Origin of the sequence: Anabaena sp. WFMT, assembly GCF_051781005.1 — a bacterium.
Taxonomy (GTDB): Bacteria; Cyanobacteriota; Cyanobacteriia; order Cyanobacteriales; family Nostocaceae; genus Anabaena.
The window spans coordinates 132,508-149,261 of record NZ_JBPWOA010000033.1 but is presented as its reverse complement, the minus strand read 5'-3'; the positions used below and the strand labels follow the sequence as shown (position 1 = coordinate 149,261).

Genomic DNA, 16,754 nt, shown 5'->3' with positions numbered 1-16,754 from the left:
TGATTTGTCAGATTTGATTATTGATTCTCCCCATCTCTCCACGTTCCCATCTTTATTAATTTCCAATTCCTTTTGCAGTCAATCTTTGATAACTGGTAGCCAAAGCATCAGCATTACCGACATTACCGGGAAATAGCACAACTGGCAAGTTAGGAAATTGGGGATGGTCAGATGGAGTTAACACCATTGAACAACCGGCTAAAATTTGACCAAGTAATCTGGCTGAAGTTAAATCCAGTCCAGTACTCAAGACATCGTTTGAGGTAATACCACCTTTGCTGATTAAGAATCCTATATCAGATGGTAAACCCTTGACAATATCCATAAGTAATGAGGAAACTGTTGCCCCAAAATCTAATCTGGTTTTGACATCTTTAAAAGTCAATTCCTGACGACTAGTATAAACGACAGGCGTTTTACCGGCGTTATGTACTGCTTGGACACTTTCGAGAATCTCAGTTAGCAGTTTAGCTGATTCATTCACTCCATCATCAAGTAACCGTCCAACCCCAACTTCGATTCCCACGGTTCCCTCAACTTGCAATAGTGATGCTAATTGCTGAGTTGTTTTTTTGACGTGGGAACCAACTATTACGGCACCGGGTTTACCACCACGCACATATTCTGCCATATTTTCGGCAGCAATGGGTTGGGGGGGCAAGGCTGCTAAAGCTGTTAAAATGCTGGCAGCGGAACGGAATAGAAAGCGTTTTCCTCTACTTGCGGCTGTTAATATATCTACAGCAAAGGTGTTGAGATCGGTTTGAGTTTCACCATCTACCACACCGCACTGATTATCATGGAGTTGTAGTAAACGTTCTAAACTACCAGCACGGATATCTGCAAGTAAAAATCTAGTGACAGTATCTTCTTTGATGCGCCCTTTCGTTTTTTCTTCTACGTATTTAGGAAGATAGCTGTGATTGTAACCAAAGACGGAATCACGAGCAAATTCTGTTTCATGGACTGGGGTAGGAACACCATCAATAATTAGATAATGGATGCTGTCGCGGGTAATGCGTCCCCCTTCACTTTGTGAGGCTTCACCAACAAAAAATGCCGGGACAAGAAAATGAGCGTCAAAGGGTCCGAGTTCTTCGGCAATGACATCGGTTTCTATGGGATAATGCCCGCGTAAGGTGGAGTCAGAACGACTAACTACGAGAAAATCGTCTATTTGTTCTGCGGCTAATGCGAGTTTGAGATTTTGACAAACTTCTCTGGTGACGACTGCGGCTGATTCTGGGGTCAGGGAACGAGTATTGGTTAAAATAAAGAAAATGGGAGCATCATCTTTTAGTCCCAAACGTAAGGTTTCCACATCCCAGCGCATCAATAATAAGCAACTGTGAACGGTTTGAGAACCAGTAGGATCATCATCTAAAACGATTATTTTGGGTTTGTTATTCATAAATATGTGAATGGTGGCAAATATTCTACATCTAAAATCTGCTCAACTGTGTAAGGGCAAATTTGAGGAAAACAATTTAAACCACTTTTTTTATTTGCTTGTCGTACTGCATCAGTATAAACTTCATCCACTACTGTTAACATATAATTGTAGAGGTTTTTTGATTTTGTTAATTTCCTAATCTCTACGCGAAAATTATCAATTTCTACTTCCCAATGATTTTTACAGTCTGGAAGACTCCAATGCTGATACAACAGCAGATATTTGAGAAGTTGCAGGAGATAACTTTCTAGTTTGTGTTTTTGTTCATTCCCTAATGTGGCAATCTCCTCAATCAAATTCTCCCAATCAAGATTTTCTAAATCCCGTTCTTGTAACTTTTGTAAAGTGGTTTCTAACCACTGGGGATAATCCTGTTCATAAAGAGTTTGACTCAATAATTTAGATAGCATTTAGGACTCTCCTGATTGAATAGACAGATTAAGATTTAAGCATTGAATTTTGGGGAATAAATTTATGATTACACTTTTCTGAGTTTTCTGATTTCCGCTTGCACATCTAACGCAATCTGTAATGACTCATTTAGGAGTCGTGCGTATTCACCAGCTTGAGAGCTAACTTGTAAGGCTTGCAAATTGGCTAAGTTATTGACTAGTAACTCTTGGTTGTTAAGAAGCAGTTTTTTATTATCGCGCAAAATACGTTCACTTTTTAAGGCGCGAACTAAATCTTCTCTAATTAATTGGAGTGCAGATATTACTTGTTCTCGGTCGCTAATGCTACTTTGGGAGTTGCCAGAGGTGGCGAGTTGATCATTGATATCTATAGCTTGAACTACGGTGTGATATTTATCAACTTCATCTAAAAGTATTGTCAGTGCATGGGGACAGGTTTTTCGCCGCCAGAGCGATCGCCCCACAACCACCCCAATAGGTACAATAATCAGTAAAATAATCCCCAATTTAGTGGAAGATCCCAATGTGGGCAAAATTATAAAAGCATAAATAAAGCCGACAATAATCGGCGTAAGTGCCAAAGCTACCAAGCCTTCGTTGAAGAAAAAGCCCATACGCTTTTCCTTGTCTGCCATAATTGAGGGTCTAAAAACGTCTTCAGTATCAAAGCCTGTTAAACGTCTCAGTTCCCCTTTGCTGATTTCTAAACCTACTAAATCTGGCTGCACCGCTAGATACTCCTTGAGTAAGCGTGAGTTAAGTATCTATTTTAGTCGGCTTTACCGTGATGATTGCAGCTATATTCAGGAAACCAGTTTTCATCTAAAATTTGTTCTAAAGAACCAATGGGTATAAGAGGGAATTTGTCAATAGAAAGTTGAGAGCTATCGCTTACTAATTTTCTGGCTTCTTGATAACATTGGTCGAATATCTCTAAAATGTAAGGTTTTAAACTAGGACTATCTTTGAGTTCATCTTTTATCTGTGTACGAAAAGCCCTAATTTCTCTTTTCCAAGATCCTTGATTACGTTCTCTTTCACTATCCCAACATTTGAGTTTTAGAAGATGTTCAAGCAGTTTAAGTAATAAACTTTTAATTGCTCGCTTTTCACTTCTACCCATAGTTTCTAATTCTTCTAATAAATTCTCTAAATCAACAGCAGAAAACTGTCCTGTGCGAAGTTGGTTAATGGTTGTTCTCAGCCACAGGTAATAATCTTGGTCGTATAGAGTTTGAATTGTTGCTTGTATTGATGTAACCATATACTGGCTAGGATTTTGCTATTTTTTTTATTTTAGCTTAATTTAGTAATTACTGTTATTAATTGAGTTGTAGGTTTTACAAACTTGATTTATGCTGAAAATAAGAGTTTATAAAATTAGCTTATATGTCAAAATCTTGAAATCAAAATTTATATTTTAGATATAGTTTTTGGTATGAGATATCTGCAACAATACAGCGATCGCTTTTCGGTCGGTATAGGTGATAAGATTTTTTGTGCGATCGCTTGGATGATACAGCGGATTTCATTTAAATGAGATACAAACTTGAATAATGAAACTCTTGTGGTGCGGGCATCTTGCCCGCTAGGTATGTACCTCCCAACAGCGAAATCCGCTGTATTTGTAAAGTTCAGTCGTATCTACTGGTATAATATGACAACAACCCTTAGTCACTAAATTGATGTGGGTACAGCAGAACCTTGATATCTTTTTAGCACATGAACCCAGTCAAACTATCACCTGTTAATACACGTAATGATCAGAGTTTAGTGTGTCCAAATCTGGTATCTCACTGGAAAATAATCTCTGTACCTGAATCTGAGCAAGGGGTAAGCGGGTTTTCACCAATACTTTTACAAGGAATTAAAACCAGACAGAGGTTTCCATTTTCATTCATAGAAGGTTACGCTCTCAAGCTGTTTAATGGAAAATTGACAGTCAGACAGGTACAGGAAAAGTGTCAACAGCAATTTGGGAAAGAAATTCACCCTGATTTTGTGATCAAGCTATTAGAAAAATTAGTGGCTTTGGGAGTTTTAGGAATTCACAAAACAGAGAATAAAAGAGCTTATGTACTGCGAGAATATTCCACAAAACCTAACCGTTGGCCTCTACTTAAATCCGCAGTGCAGTGGATATGGAATCCAAATGGTTATTGGCTCTTGCGTATGGAACACCCAAATAGTTTAGCCTATCTTCAAATCAGCCCTTATCAAAAAGATATACTTTTACAGTTAGGTAAATTACCACCAAAAACCATCGCTGCTAAATACAAGGTTAACAGCGAAGATATACAATTTCTGTTAAAGAAATTAGCAGGAAAAGGAATGCTAAAGGATGTTAAACCAGTTCATTCTAAAAGAAGTTGGAAATTAAAAAAATTACTATTTTATAAAAACAACTGGTTCAACCTCCAAGGTGATAAAATTCATTTTATTTTCACACAAAAATTTAGTTTATTAATTTGCATATTGCTGGCTTTTGTAGTGGCAATTAGTGTGAAAAATAGAGTAGATAAAAAACTAGTTCCTGTTGCTTATATAAATAGTGAGGAAAACTTATCCAAAAAAATAAACTTTAATTCTTCTCAGAATTTATCTCAAGATGTTATCCCCGCTAAAAAAGCTCAAAAAGCTGGTGTAATTATTGATGGTACGATTAAAATTGATTTTGCTAAACAAATTCTTGAAAAAGTTAAACAAGGTACTCTTCGTCAAGAAGTTGCTATTTTTTTAATTGCTATATCAGCTACAGAATCTAGTGGTGGTAATTGGCAAGAACACCGACCAAATAGTAAGTTTTATGGTGCTTTCCAAATTTCTAGAGATAGATTTGACCCTAATATTTCTGATGAGGAAATTTTAGGAAATCCAGATATGCAAATTGAAGTAGCTCAGAAATTGTATGATGAAAAAGTGGTAATTCTCGCTGATAAAAATAATTTGTTAAATAGAAAAACTCTACCTGACCAACAACCTCTGCTTGAACATTTATTAGACAAAAGCGAACTTTATCAAATAGCTTATGCTTGGATGACTTTAGACGGAATAGATGGTCATGGTGTTTATAGTCAAAACTTCGCTAGTGCAGCTGAACAATCTGCGGAAATTATTCGCAATCATCAATATATTAGGGCTTATCTTTACACTGATGTTAAATGAGAAGGAGTCAGGAGTCATATCATGTCCGCCTAATCACTTGCGATATAAATTGTTTGTGCAGAAATCCAAAAATTCTCTTTCCCCCTGCTCCCTGCTCCCTGACTTCTACTTCTTTCTCATTCTCTCTGAACTACCTGTAGGAATTGCTGCAATTAACTTCTGTGTGTATTCTTCTTTTGGTTCGCGGTTGAGACTTTCTGCTGTACCTTCTTCGACAATTTTCCCTTGATTCATCACCAAAATGCGATCGCTCATAAATTTCACCACACTTAAATCATGGGAAATAAAAATATACGTCAAGTTAAAATCATGCTGTAATTCTTTTAACAAATTTAATACCTGGGCTTGTACCGACACATCCAATGCCGAAACCGACTCATCACAGATAATAAACTTAGGATTTAAAGCCAAAGATCGGGCAATACAAACCCGTTGACGTTGACCACCAGAAAACTGATGGGGATAGCGTTTCATATCATCTGCACCCAATCCCACCCTTTCTAACAGTTCCACAGCCCTTTCCCGTCGCTGTGACTGAGACTTACCCACAGAATGAATCAACAACGGTTCCATCACCGCTTCACCAATTTTCATCCGGGGGTTAAGAGAACTAAACGGGTTTTGGAAAACTATTTGCATTTCCCGTCGCAATTTTTGCAACGGTTTTCCTTTGAGAGTAGTTATATTTTGTCCATCAAAAATAATTTTACCGCTCATCGGTTCGATTAATCTCAGCAAACTTCTACCCAAAGTAGTTTTACCACAACCAGATTCTCCCACCAATCCCAGAGTTTCACCTGGATAAACATCAAAAGAAACCTCATTCACGGCCATACTGTAGCGTTTTGTCCCACCAAATACACCCCGAAGTGGGAAACCAACTTTCAGATTGCGAATTTTTAAAAGGGGATCTTGAGTACTGAGATTGGCCAATCTGGCGTTAATTTCTTCGCTGCTGATATCTGGTGGTTGTGCTGGTTCTTGGGGATAAATTACCACCTGTCCAAATTCATCCTCCTTTGCACTCATATAGTCAGAAACAGTCAGCAGTTTTTGGGGACGACGGTTAAGAGAAGGACGACAGGCCACAAGCCCCTTTGTATAAGGATGTTGGGGATTCGTAAAAATTTGTTCTGCCGCACCGGATTCGACAATTTTACCTTTATACATCACCGCTACTTGGTCAGTGATTTCCGAAATTAACCCCAAGTCATGGCTGATAAAAATCATAGCCATATTGCGACTTTGTTGTAATTCTTGCAGCAATTCCAGAATTGTCGCCTGTACCGTCACATCTAAGGCTGTGGTTGGTTCATCAGCAATTAACAATGATGGGTTACAAGAAATTGCCATTGCAATCATTACCCGTTGTAACTGACCACCAGACAACTGATGGGGATAGCGTTCCAGCATCGCGGCTTTTTGTTCTTTCACCAACTGCGCTAGTTGGAAGCTATTGGGTGGAGATGACTGATGATCAAGACACTGCTGCTGGATATCTTCATCACTAGGTAAAAGTTTAACTTCTTGCAGACCTGCGATCGCAATTCTCTTAGCCTCAGCTGCACTCACATTTTGATGACGCATAATTGCTTCTGTCATCTGAAACCCAATATCATAAACCGGATTGAGTGAACTCATCGGTTCTTGGAAAATCATCGCAATGTCACCACCCCGGTACAGCTGCATCTCCTTAGCAGGTAAAGCCAATAAATCCAGAGGTTGGGCATTTTCCTGGGGACGAAACCAGATTTCTCCCTCACCAACTCTACCGGGATACTGCAACAAACCCATCACAGCCAAAGCCGTAACTGATTTACCACTTCCAGACTCTCCCACTATTCCTAGAGTCTCACCTCGATGCAAATCAAAGCTGATACCATCCACAGCCTTAACTTTACTGCCATCACCGGAAAATTCAACTTGTAGATTGCGAACCTCTAGGATAGTTTCTTTCATAGGTCTGGGGTAGTAATTAAACAGGGAACAGGGAACAGGGAACAAAAGACTTTTTCAGCCTTTGAAAACCCCTTGCGGTAATTTTACCGATTGTTACACTTTTAGCCAATAACTACCAATCAACTTAGGGACTTCCCAGTATAAGATTACCTATCTTCTTCCTTCTTTCTTCGCGTCCTTTGCTTCGCAACGCTACCGCGAACGCTTCTTCGCGGTTCATTTAATCCATATTCTGTTGGTTCTAAAAGAGTATCAGTTCTTTTATAACTTAGGTAAAATTTCAGGAATTAAATTACCCGGAACCTTAGATAAAGCCAAATTTTGTCCTTGAATACCTAATTGATCATGGAAAGTGCGAATTATTTTCACTATGTGGGTAAAAGTCGTTTGATAAGCTTCCGTGTTTTGAGTCAAGGCATTTAATGCTTGGACATGATTTTCTAAAGATGCTTCTAAATGCTGAGAAAGTATTTTTTTGTCACCATTAAAAGACGGATCTGTGACTAATTGATAATGAGCTAGTCCCAAATTATTTTGCGTTGCCAATAAATCAAAACTTAAATTTTTACGATCTACAGAATCTGATATACTCAGAGTCTCTTCATAAGTTTTGACGCATAATTTCAAAAAACTTTGGCGAATGTCTTTAGTGACTTGTGGTAGATTTGCTATATGCCAATAGGCAGTACCAAGATTATTGCGAGTAGCTGCACAGGCATTAGGAACATTAGCAGGAGTACGATATTTAAGGGCTTCACGGTAGAAATCAACTGCTAATTGTAAGTTATCCAATGGTTGTTCATATTGAGATAAATTCCAATAAGCAGTGCCGATATTATTTTGAATCATGCCATACTTGAGCGGCTCATCACTGGGTTTATAATATACAAGTGCTAGATTATAAGCTGCGATCGCTTTTTTGAGATGTTCCACCGGTTGACTATGTTGTCCCAAATGCCAGTAAGCAGTCCCTAAATTATTCTGACAAGCAGCATATTTAATAGGATCAATTTCCTCTGTTCGGTAGAGAAGTGCTTCACCATAAGCTGTAACCGCCTGTTGCCAATTTTCCACAGGGTTAGAAAATCGCGCTAAATCTCCGTAAGCTGTGGCTAAATTATTCTGCACACGAGCATAAATATCCGGTTGGCTATCAGGTGTAATTAGTTTTATTGCTAACTGATAAAATTCTATTCCCTGTTCTATATAAGTTTTTCCTTCTGCACTATTACCAGGTGTGCGGTGCAGCATCCAGTACAACGTACCCAAATCATTTAAAGTATCTGGGAGTTGTGGTGAATTGTCGTCATAACTGACTGCTTCCTGATAGGCAATAATTGCCACCATTAAATTTTCTAGACTTGACTTTCCTTGCTCAATGCGAAGGCGATATAAATTTCCTAAATTATGATAAGCTACCGCTATTTCTTGCCCAGCAGCTTGCTGGATTTGTAATTTTTCAATTTCCCAGAGAAGTTGCTGCGGTTGCAAATTTTCATCCGCATCTTCAGGAATATCGGTATTCAATGTTTCTTTAACTAACGATATTAATTCATCGCTAATATGCAAGAAAGATGAGAGTTTAGGAATCTCAATTTTGTCTATTGATATACCATGTAATGGATGTTCTATATTTTTATGTTTCTCTCCCAAGAAATCATCATCTTCAGTAAACTTAAACTCTTGAATAAGATTTTCTGTCAATTCTTCTGAAGCGATTGATTCATCAATAATTGATTTCTCAAGATTTCCTAAATCTACACTTCTCAAACTAGAGAAATTTTCTGTATAAGCCCGATTATCTATTGTTGGTGTCGGTTCTCCAGCAAAGATAAACACACCAGTTCGACCATGCCAAAACTTGGGTGCTGATTGCTGAATAGCAGATAACCAAGGACGCGGAACCCAAAACAGCAGACTAGATTCTAGAAACGGACTGGATTCTTGGGTAGAAAAATATTGTTCGCTTAATCGGAGATAATGTAAAAATAAACGTTGTACCGCTACTGATTGTTTAGTGAGCAGTTCCACTCCGACAATCTGAAATGCGGGTATTGGTAAGGGGCGACCAGGTGTGTCTTTTGATTCTCCCACAATCGGTGGAGGATAATTAGCTAACCATTGATTTATCTGCGCTATAGGATTAGGATCATTTAAATTCAACCGCAATGTGACTAACCGTGGATAAGCTGGAGTACTAATTCCCCTTGTTTCTGTTGGCTGATATAGCACTTGCCCCACGGGATAAGCCAAGGTAGAATGTAACCGAGTAGCTACTTGATTTCTTAAGTGTAAGTCATCACATACAGCAAAAAATATCTGCCGTCGTAAACCAATACTCAGGGCAAATTTTAGGCGTTGATATACCTGCCGATTCCAAGCAAAAATATCTGTAGGTAAAGTTTCATTCACGCTCATAGTGGCTAAAACAGCCGAAATACAGTATACATTCTCAAGTCAGTCAAATAAACATAACTGAAAAATCTTATATTCTGATTTTCAAGTAAATGTTTTTCTGCTCAGGATAAATCGACTTTTCCAAACTTGAAGGATTAGCTAGTGTCTAATTATACTTAGATATTCTTTTTAATTTTAGCAAAAAATTAGAAAATCAGGCTCCTCCTGAGATTGGAACCTGAAATTCTGAAAAATTAAATTTTATTAAAATATTTTGAGATTAACCAACGTGAGAAACAGAGAAGGCGACAAAAATCACACCACCAACCAAAAGCGCAGCAGCAAGTCCTAAAACAACATAGTTACGCTGTTGAGTGGGTGTAGGAGGTTCGGCTTCATAAACCTTAGGTTCACGAGCAAAATTGTTTATCAGTCCGCCTTCTTCGTTTGTATAGGGCATGAAGTGATTCCTTCTTATCTTTTTTATTGAGTGTTGACTATATTATAGTTTATTTTCATTTTATTATATAAATCTTTACATTTAAGATCAAAAAATTATATTTTAGTAGAATTTACGCATTGACATAATAAACAAAATATGGATTTGCTTGTAATCACTAGTACCTCTTGCTAGATTTTATCCATACACTTTCTAACTGACAATTAACTGATTTTTAGTTCTCAGGAATAGAATTTATTCCTAATTGGGTACAATTGTTAGTAACACGAATAACCGAATAAACATATACAAAATATATTTTGCTACACTGTTAATAGTAATTTGTTTTTGAATCTAAAACGAAACATCAGAATTATGCAAAGAATCTCTATAGAAAATTTTGGACCTGTAAAAAAATTTGAGGCTGATGTCACAGATGTAATGCTATTAATTGGTCCCCAAGCAAGCGGTAAAAGTACAATTAGTAAATCAATTTTTATATTTAAGTCTATTAAAGACGCAATTCTGAATCATATCTATGCCGACAATCTAGAGTATTTGCCAGAACATCGTATATATTATGCATTGTTAAACTTTATAAAATTCAATTTCGTCCAATATTTTGGACTGAATCCAGATTGTGAACAATTTAGATTACAATATCAATATTCAAGTGAAAAACATATAACAATTTCTAAATCTGAAGATAATCTAGATATCAAATTAAGTCCGACACTGGAAAATGAATTAAATTTGCTGGTTATAGAAATTTTAAATTACAAAATAATATCCAAAGAACAACAGAATAAATTTAAGTCCTTAGAAGAATTACGAGAAATTGAATCAGACAAAAGATTACGGTTTAGAAATTTTAAATCGCACATAGATCATATTTTTGAAGAAAAGCACTACCCTGTATTTATTCCTGCTGGTAGAAGTTTGATGTCTACATTGACTGAACAAGTCCAAGATATCAAAAACCCAGATACTTTAGACTACTTTACAAAATCTTTTGTCGAGAGAATTAATTTATTAAAATCTTATTTTACAGATGATTTAAACACTCTCATTAAAAACAAAAATATTGCTTTTAATCCAGGTTCTGATTTATCAGATTTATTAAGAAAAATCCTTAAAGGTGAATATAGATTTAATGTTGATCTTGATAAAGAGAGAATTTATATTAATAATGAAAAATATGTCAAATTACAATATGCTTCTTCAGGACAACAAGAATCAGTCTGGATTCTTTTGCTGATATTTAGATATATTTTAGATGAAACGAGTGTATTTATGGTTTTTGAAGAACCAGAAGCACATCTTTATCCTGAAACCCAAAGTGATATTGTAGAATTAATTGGTTTATTAGCAAATATTAATAATAATCAAATAATTATTACTACTCATAGTCCTTATATTCTCTCATCTTTCAACAATCTTTTATATGCTCACCAAGTGGGTACAAATAAAGTTGGTGATGAAAGAGAAGCAGTAGAAAGCATTGTCAGTAGTAAAAGTTGGATTGATCCAGATCGTATTTCAGCTTACTTTATATCTGAAAATTACTATGAATCAATTATTGATGAAGAACTGAAATTAATTCAAGCTGAAAAAATAGATAGCGCATCTAGTATAATTAATAACAAGTTTAATGACTTGTTTAATCTAGATGACTGAGTATGTGTAACGATTTTTTTAGAAAAAGTGAATGTAAGGAATTTTGTGATCCTAGGAAAACCATAGTTGTTAAAGATTCTGGGAATAAACAAGAGTATAGAGTCACCAATGACAATGGTAAAGAGATTTGTAAAATTAAGGTAGATGATTGCTTAATTACAGGGGGGGAAAGATGTGATTATCTAATTTTATCCTGTGAAGATAAATTAGCATTTTTTGTAGAGTTAAAAGGACATGATTTAAAAAAAGCAATTGGACAAATAGATTCATCTATAACTAAACTTATAACGGAAATGCAAGATTTTAAAATTTATGCACGTATTGTATTAAATAGAAATCCCACTCCTGATATTAATAGTTCTGTAGAAATTAAACTTAAGAAACGGCTCAAAAGACTGAATGGTGATAATAGTATTGAGCTAATTAAGTACAGAAGTCAGGTTTTAGAAGAAAGTATTTGAAGAGAATAGGACTTACACACTGTACAAACTTCACATGATATAGGACTCCTATTTGATTTTTGAACAAGATTAGGTATTGTAGCGACTGTCTTGAATGTCAAGCGATGCCTGCGGCGGGCGTAGCCATCGCTCTTGTTGACGCAACTGGGGAACGCTCTGCTAGATTGGGAGGTGGTAGGACGGACATAAAGATTTTGGGTTGATAGTCTAGATAGTCGCAGCCCGCCCTACCACTTCACTGCGTCGCCCAATCTTCCCCAGTTGCTAGATCACTCGTGGGGGTAAAAGTTGAATATTCACATCAAGGTTGAGGAAAAATTAATTTTTGTAAGCACAAATAGGAACTCTGACTCATAGAGTAAAAAAGCCGACATAGTTTGTAATGACAAAAAATGAATTTCAGAAATGAAAAAGTTTTAAGCTGGTTGCAAATTATCTTTAGCACCCCAAGGAAGATGATCCCGAACCATCGCATTTAAAATGACTAACATTTTATGAACGCAAGCAGTAAGTGCTAATTTTTTGGGTTTACCACGTTCAACAAGACGCTGATAAAAAGCCTTAATTACAGGATTAAAACGCATGGCAACAACAGCACCCATATAAAGAATAGCACGAACATGAGCGCGACCACCATTAATCATTCGCTTACCTTTATGTTGACCCTACGGGTTCAGCAGTTGCTTTCCGACGCAAGGCGACAGGAACGCACTGCTTCACCACTATCATGATTAATTGGTGCCACACCAACTAAACGAGAAATTTGTTTAGCGGTTAATTGACCTAATTCTGGTAAGTCAGACACCAGAGTGGTAGAAATAACTTGACCAATACCAGGAGTAGTTTTGAGTAAATTGACTTTATCAATCCATTCTTGATTATTTTGGGTCAATTCTTCAATCTCTTGATTAATTTGTTGAAGACGTTTATCCAAATAATCAATATGTGCCTCAATATCTGCTAAAGTTTTAACACGAGAGCGGTCACGGCGATTTTTTTCAGCAGTAGACATCTCAACTAATTGTCTTCTCCTACTAATTAATTCACCCAATTGACGTGCTGTTTCACTTTCAATTGGTAACATAAGTGGTTTCATTGCTTCACCAAAATGTGCCAAAGTCTGTGCGTCAATTGCATCAGTTTTTGCTAACTTACCTGTAGCTTTAGCAAAATCTCTTCCTTGACGCGGATTGATTAATGTTACTGGTAACAGTGCAGACTGCAATTGAATTATTAATTCAGTTTCTAGTCCTCCTGTTGCTTCCAATACGATGAGGTTTACATCATATATTTTAAGTTGCTCAACTAAATTAGATATTTCTATTTCAGTATTAGCAACTTGAAATGCTTTACCTATTGGACGTATGTAAACATCAAGTGTGGCTTTACTTACGTCAATGCCTATCCACTGAGAGATGTTTTCCATTTTTAACTCTCAACTTTTAACTAATTTCTTTTACTCTTTTTCATCCCCTTGATTTCACTCATCCTTGCATGATTCGGGCTATTTTATCTATGTTTTGATTCACAGTATTTACCCCAGGCGACTGTTCGAGTTCTGTCATGGAGATTGTTGTAGTGACCCATGCTACAAAGCGGTCTTTTCTGACCAAGGGTGCGACGGTCTACTACTTCTTCTAATATACAAGGGTGCGTTAGGATGGAATCCTAACGCACCATTCTCAATATTTTGGTGCGTTACGCTGTCGCTAACACACCCTACAAGAGATTAAATCCATAAGCTATATTTGATAAATTTTGTCAATGTGTAAGTCCTGTAAAATACGAATTTTCACAATAAAATCTGATTTGTAAATACTCATAATTAACTGATTTTCAGTTTTCAGGAATAGAATTCATTCCTAATTGAGTGCGAATTTCCATAACTGGAACATCCCAAAACTGATCCCACTTTTGAGCAATAAGTTTGCTGGGAGTATGAGAACCTAAACGGTAGCCACGGGATATTTCTGTCATTAAAGGTTTGAGTTTATCCGGTTGGTAGAGACTAATTAAAACCATACCAAAACTCACCAGCATAATGCTAATAGGAATAGCAGTTTGAGCTAAAACAAAAGCTTGTAAACCAAGTTCTCCAAAGATATCAGTATCAAATCCTGCAACTACATGATAAATATCATGGGTAGTTCTCCACAGCATTTTCAGATAGGAAATATCATCAACCACAGGAACTGTTTGATAGAAGTTGGGATCAAAACCTCTAGCTTTCATTTCCCTAGCATAAACATAGCCTAAAGTTCCTTCAGGAAGTTTACTTAATTCATCTAAATTTATTGGTGCAGGTAGCCAGCGTTCTGTAAATAGAGTGTTAACTTCAGGGATTTTTTTAAGTTCATCTACTGTGAAATGTGCTATTTCGGTTTGATCAAGTGCATCTTCAAAATTAAAGATTGGATCAGTACCATCATATTTGGTTCTTAATGCTCTTGATGCGAGAAATTGAATATAAGCTAGAAGTCCTTTATCATTGTTATAGGTAATTACATTTTCCATGTATATTTATTAAATATTCAAAATTGTTACTCTATTATTGTTGAAAATATTAATAGTATTTTTCATACATCTAAAGGGATAAATTCAAAGTCTCTCTCCTGCAAGGAGAGAGATTTTCCAGATTAGGTAATTGTCCCTGTCAAAGGTGAACTAGCACTAGCATAGTTTTTCATCGGCATTCTTCCTGCTAAATAAGCCATGCGACCGGCTACTGCTGCCAAATTCATCGCATAAGCCATAGCTGGGGCATTTTGAGCTAGTGCGATCGCACTATTAATTAACAACGCATCCGCACCCAATTCCATCGCTTCAGAAGCCTCAGAAGGCGCACCAATACCAGCATCTACCACAACAGGGATATTGGAATTTTCAATAATAATCTGAATATTGGCAGTAGTTTTCAACCCTTGTCCTGAACCAATAGGGGCTGCTAAAGGCATCACCGTTGCACAACCAACTTCCTCTAAACGCTTGGCTAACATCGGGTCAGCATTGATATATGGCAAAACAGCAAAACCTTCCTTGACCAACTGTTCAGCCGCTTGCAGAGTGCCAATGGGATCTGGAAGTAAATATTTTGCATCAGGTATTACCTCCAACTTGACAAAATTATTGTCTTCCTGTCCTAATAACTTTGCCATTTCGCGTCCCAAACGGGCAACCCGGATTGCTTCTTCTGCGGTTTGACAACCTGCGGTATTTGGCAACATCCAAATTTTATTCCAATCTAAAGCTTCCGCTAAACCTTCATGTCCAGGTGCTTTAGTTTGCACTCTCCGCACCGCTACAGTCACAATTTGACACCCACTAGCAGCAACACTTTGTTGCATTTCTGCAATGCTGCGATATTTACCAGTTCCTGTCATTAAGCGAGATTGAAAAGATTTACCAGCAATAATCAATTTTGAATCTTGAACGTTTAAATCTGTGGGTTGTAGGCTACGGTGTCCGTTGGTGAAATTAGCAGAATGAGTCAGCATGGATGTAGTGGTAGATGACTGAGCTTGAAAGCGCGAATAATTAAAATTATCCAGGAGAGGATCTGCCTTTTTTTCCCAAATCAAATCAGCAATTAATTCGGCTGTGACAGGTGCGAGCAAAATGCCATTTCGGAAATGTCCAGTAGCCAAAGTTAAATTATCACAATGGCTATTGCCCAAAATCGGTAATTCATCGGGAGTAGAGGGGCGAAATCCCCACCACATTTCTTGAATGGGATAATTTGCTAATTGTGGATAGAGACGAATTGCAGCTTGGAGTAAACTTTGAATTCCGGCTGGGGTGTTATCAGGAGTAAAGCCCACATCTTCACTAGTTGCCCCCAGAATAATAGAACGATTACGCCGGGGGACAATGTAAATATTTTCACCGTAAAGCACCCGCGTCAATGGTAATTCTGGGACAGATTCTGGTACTCGCAAACTCAGCATCTGTCCTTTGCGGGGACGCACTGGTAAAGGTAATAATTGATTAGCCCAAGCACCAGAGGCTAAAACATAATGGGAGGCGTGCAGTAAACCCAAATTGGTTTGTACACCGATGACTTTTCCTTGTTGTTGAGCGATCGCTTCCACTGTCACGCCATCCTTGAATTCCACACCCAAAGACTCAGCCGCAGTTCGTAAAACTTTCACCAAAGCGCGGTTATCAACTTGCCCATCTTCAGGATACCACCAGCCACCAATTACATCTGCACCTAAACCTGGTTGATATTGCTCAATAGCTGCTTTGTCTAACCAGTAAGTAACATCCTTATTTTTACTTCTTCCCCCTGCTCCCTGCTCCCTGCTCCCTGCTCCCTGCCCCTCTGCCTCCTGATATACTGGAGCGAGGATGCCACAAGGCCAATAACCTGTATTTAAACCAGTTAAATCTTCTAGTTTGCGTGTCCAGTTGGGATACAAAAAGCGCGATCGCCAACATAAAGAAAGCATCGCCCCATTAGATATTTTTTCCGCATCAGGAGCCAACATCCCTGCGGCTGCGTGACTGGCTGCGGCTGAAAAATCACGACAAAGCACGGTGACATTTGCCCCCCGTAATTTCAATTCGACAGCGCAAGCCAAGCCAATAACGCCACCGCCAATAATTAAAATGTCACTAGTCATTAGTCATTAGTCATTACTACATAACTAATAACCTATCAGGATTGACAACTACCCCCGGCTTCTAGCCGTGGGATTTTTGAAGAGTCCACAAACGAAGAGGATGTCTGAGAAATATCAAGTTTTATTCAGATCCCCCCTTACCTCTCAACAAGGGGGATCTACAAGTAT

The 16,754-nt window shown here is 37.5% G+C and carries 12 protein-coding genes and 1 pseudogene; 3 read left to right on the top strand and 10 right to left on the bottom strand.

Annotated features, from left to right (window positions below; all coding sequences use genetic code 11):
- Positions 1-55: 55 nt before the first annotated feature.
- The 4 genes from ACSQ6I_RS22280 to ACSQ6I_RS22265 form a co-directional block, all read right to left on the bottom strand.
- Positions 56-1,411: a four-carbon acid sugar kinase family protein gene (locus tag ACSQ6I_RS22280; protein ID WP_438892443.1), complete on the bottom strand. Its 1,356-nt coding sequence runs from the start codon at positions 1,409-1,411 to the stop codon at positions 56-58.
- Positions 1,408-1,863, bottom strand: a complete 456-nt coding sequence (locus tag ACSQ6I_RS22275; protein ID WP_438892442.1) for a DUF29 domain-containing protein — start codon at positions 1,861-1,863, stop codon at positions 1,408-1,410. Before ACSQ6I_RS22275 ends, ACSQ6I_RS22280 begins: the two co-directional genes overlap by 4 nt.
- A gap of 68 nt (positions 1,864-1,931) precedes the next feature.
- Positions 1,932-2,594, bottom strand: a complete 663-nt coding sequence (locus ACSQ6I_RS22270) for a hypothetical protein (protein WP_438892441.1) — start codon at positions 2,592-2,594, stop codon at positions 1,932-1,934.
- Between the two features lie 41 nt (positions 2,595-2,635).
- Positions 2,636-3,130, bottom strand: a complete 495-nt coding sequence (locus ACSQ6I_RS22265) for a DUF29 domain-containing protein (protein WP_438892440.1) — start codon at positions 3,128-3,130, stop codon at positions 2,636-2,638.
- Between the two features lie 458 nt (positions 3,131-3,588).
- Here ACSQ6I_RS22265 and ACSQ6I_RS22260 point away from each other — a divergent pair, with 458 nt between their 5' ends.
- Complete coding sequence (locus ACSQ6I_RS22260; RefSeq protein WP_438892439.1) at positions 3,589-5,031, top strand: hypothetical protein; 1,443 nt, start codon at positions 3,589-3,591, stop codon at positions 5,029-5,031.
- Positions 5,032-5,136: 105 nt separating this feature from the next.
- Here ACSQ6I_RS22260 and ACSQ6I_RS22255 read toward each other — a convergent pair whose 3' ends face one another.
- The 3 genes from ACSQ6I_RS22255 to psb34 form a co-directional block, all read right to left on the bottom strand.
- Complete coding sequence (locus ACSQ6I_RS22255; protein WP_438892438.1) at positions 5,137-6,990, bottom strand: ABC transporter ATP-binding protein; 1,854 nt, start codon at positions 6,988-6,990, stop codon at positions 5,137-5,139.
- Positions 6,991-7,251: 261 nt separating this feature from the next.
- Positions 7,252-9,408 carry a tetratricopeptide repeat protein gene (locus ACSQ6I_RS22250; protein ID WP_438892437.1) on the bottom strand — a complete coding sequence of 719 codons (2,157 nt, stop codon included), beginning with the start codon at positions 9,406-9,408 and terminating at the stop codon, positions 7,252-7,254.
- Between the two features lie 259 nt (positions 9,409-9,667).
- Positions 9,668-9,847, bottom strand: coding sequence for a photosystem II assembly protein Psb34 (psb34, locus tag ACSQ6I_RS22245; RefSeq protein WP_438892436.1), 180 nt, complete (start codon positions 9,845-9,847; stop codon positions 9,668-9,670).
- A 354-nt stretch (positions 9,848-10,201) separates the two neighbouring features.
- Here psb34 and ACSQ6I_RS22240 point away from each other — a divergent pair, with 354 nt between their 5' ends.
- Positions 10,202-11,503 carry an AAA family ATPase gene (locus ACSQ6I_RS22240; protein ID WP_438892435.1) on the top strand — a complete coding sequence of 434 codons (1,302 nt, stop codon included), beginning with the start codon at positions 10,202-10,204 and terminating at the stop codon, positions 11,501-11,503.
- Between the two features lie 2 nt (positions 11,504-11,505).
- Positions 11,506-11,964, top strand: coding sequence for a hypothetical protein (locus tag ACSQ6I_RS22235; protein WP_438892434.1), 459 nt, complete (start codon positions 11,506-11,508; stop codon positions 11,962-11,964).
- A gap of 416 nt (positions 11,965-12,380) precedes the next feature.
- Here the strand turns inward: ACSQ6I_RS22235 and ACSQ6I_RS22230 are convergent.
- The 3 genes and pseudogenes from ACSQ6I_RS22230 to thiO form a co-directional block, all read right to left on the bottom strand.
- Positions 12,381-13,390 (bottom strand): annotated as a pseudogene (locus ACSQ6I_RS22230) (IS110 family transposase).
- Positions 13,391-13,800: 410 nt separating this feature from the next.
- Positions 13,801-14,478: a Coq4 family protein gene (locus ACSQ6I_RS22225; RefSeq protein ID WP_438892433.1), complete on the bottom strand. Its 678-nt coding sequence runs from the start codon at positions 14,476-14,478 to the stop codon at positions 13,801-13,803.
- 122 nt (positions 14,479-14,600) lie between these two features.
- Positions 14,601-16,586, bottom strand: coding sequence for a glycine oxidase ThiO (gene thiO, locus ACSQ6I_RS22220; RefSeq protein ID WP_438892432.1), 1,986 nt, complete (start codon positions 16,584-16,586; stop codon positions 14,601-14,603).
- Positions 16,587-16,754 lie beyond the last annotated feature (168 nt).

Coding starts and splice junctions, on each gene's coding strand:
- thiO (WP_438892432.1), bottom strand. CDS start 16,586: ATGACTAGTGACATTTTAATTATTGGCGGTGGCGTTATTGGCTTGGCT.
- ACSQ6I_RS22250 (WP_438892437.1), bottom strand. CDS start 9,408: ATGAGCGTGAATGAAACTTTACCTACAGATATTTTTGCTTGGAATCGG.
- ACSQ6I_RS22240 (WP_438892435.1), top strand. CDS start 10,202: ATGCAAAGAATCTCTATAGAAAATTTTGGACCTGTAAAAAAATTTGAG.
- ACSQ6I_RS22260 (WP_438892439.1), top strand. CDS start 3,589: ATGAACCCAGTCAAACTATCACCTGTTAATACACGTAATGATCAGAGT.
- ACSQ6I_RS22235 (WP_438892434.1), top strand. CDS start 11,506: ATGTGTAACGATTTTTTTAGAAAAAGTGAATGTAAGGAATTTTGTGAT.
- ACSQ6I_RS22275 (WP_438892442.1), bottom strand. CDS start 1,863: ATGCTATCTAAATTATTGAGTCAAACTCTTTATGAACAGGATTATCCC.
- ACSQ6I_RS22280 (WP_438892443.1), bottom strand. CDS start 1,411: ATGAATAACAAACCCAAAATAATCGTTTTAGATGATGATCCTACTGGT.
- ACSQ6I_RS22265 (WP_438892440.1), bottom strand. CDS start 3,130: ATGGTTACATCAATACAAGCAACAATTCAAACTCTATACGACCAAGAT.
- psb34 (WP_438892436.1), bottom strand. CDS start 9,847: ATGCCCTATACAAACGAAGAAGGCGGACTGATAAACAATTTTGCTCGT.
- ACSQ6I_RS22255 (WP_438892438.1), bottom strand. CDS start 6,990: ATGAAAGAAACTATCCTAGAGGTTCGCAATCTACAAGTTGAATTTTCC.
- ACSQ6I_RS22225 (WP_438892433.1), bottom strand. CDS start 14,478: ATGGAAAATGTAATTACCTATAACAATGATAAAGGACTTCTAGCTTAT.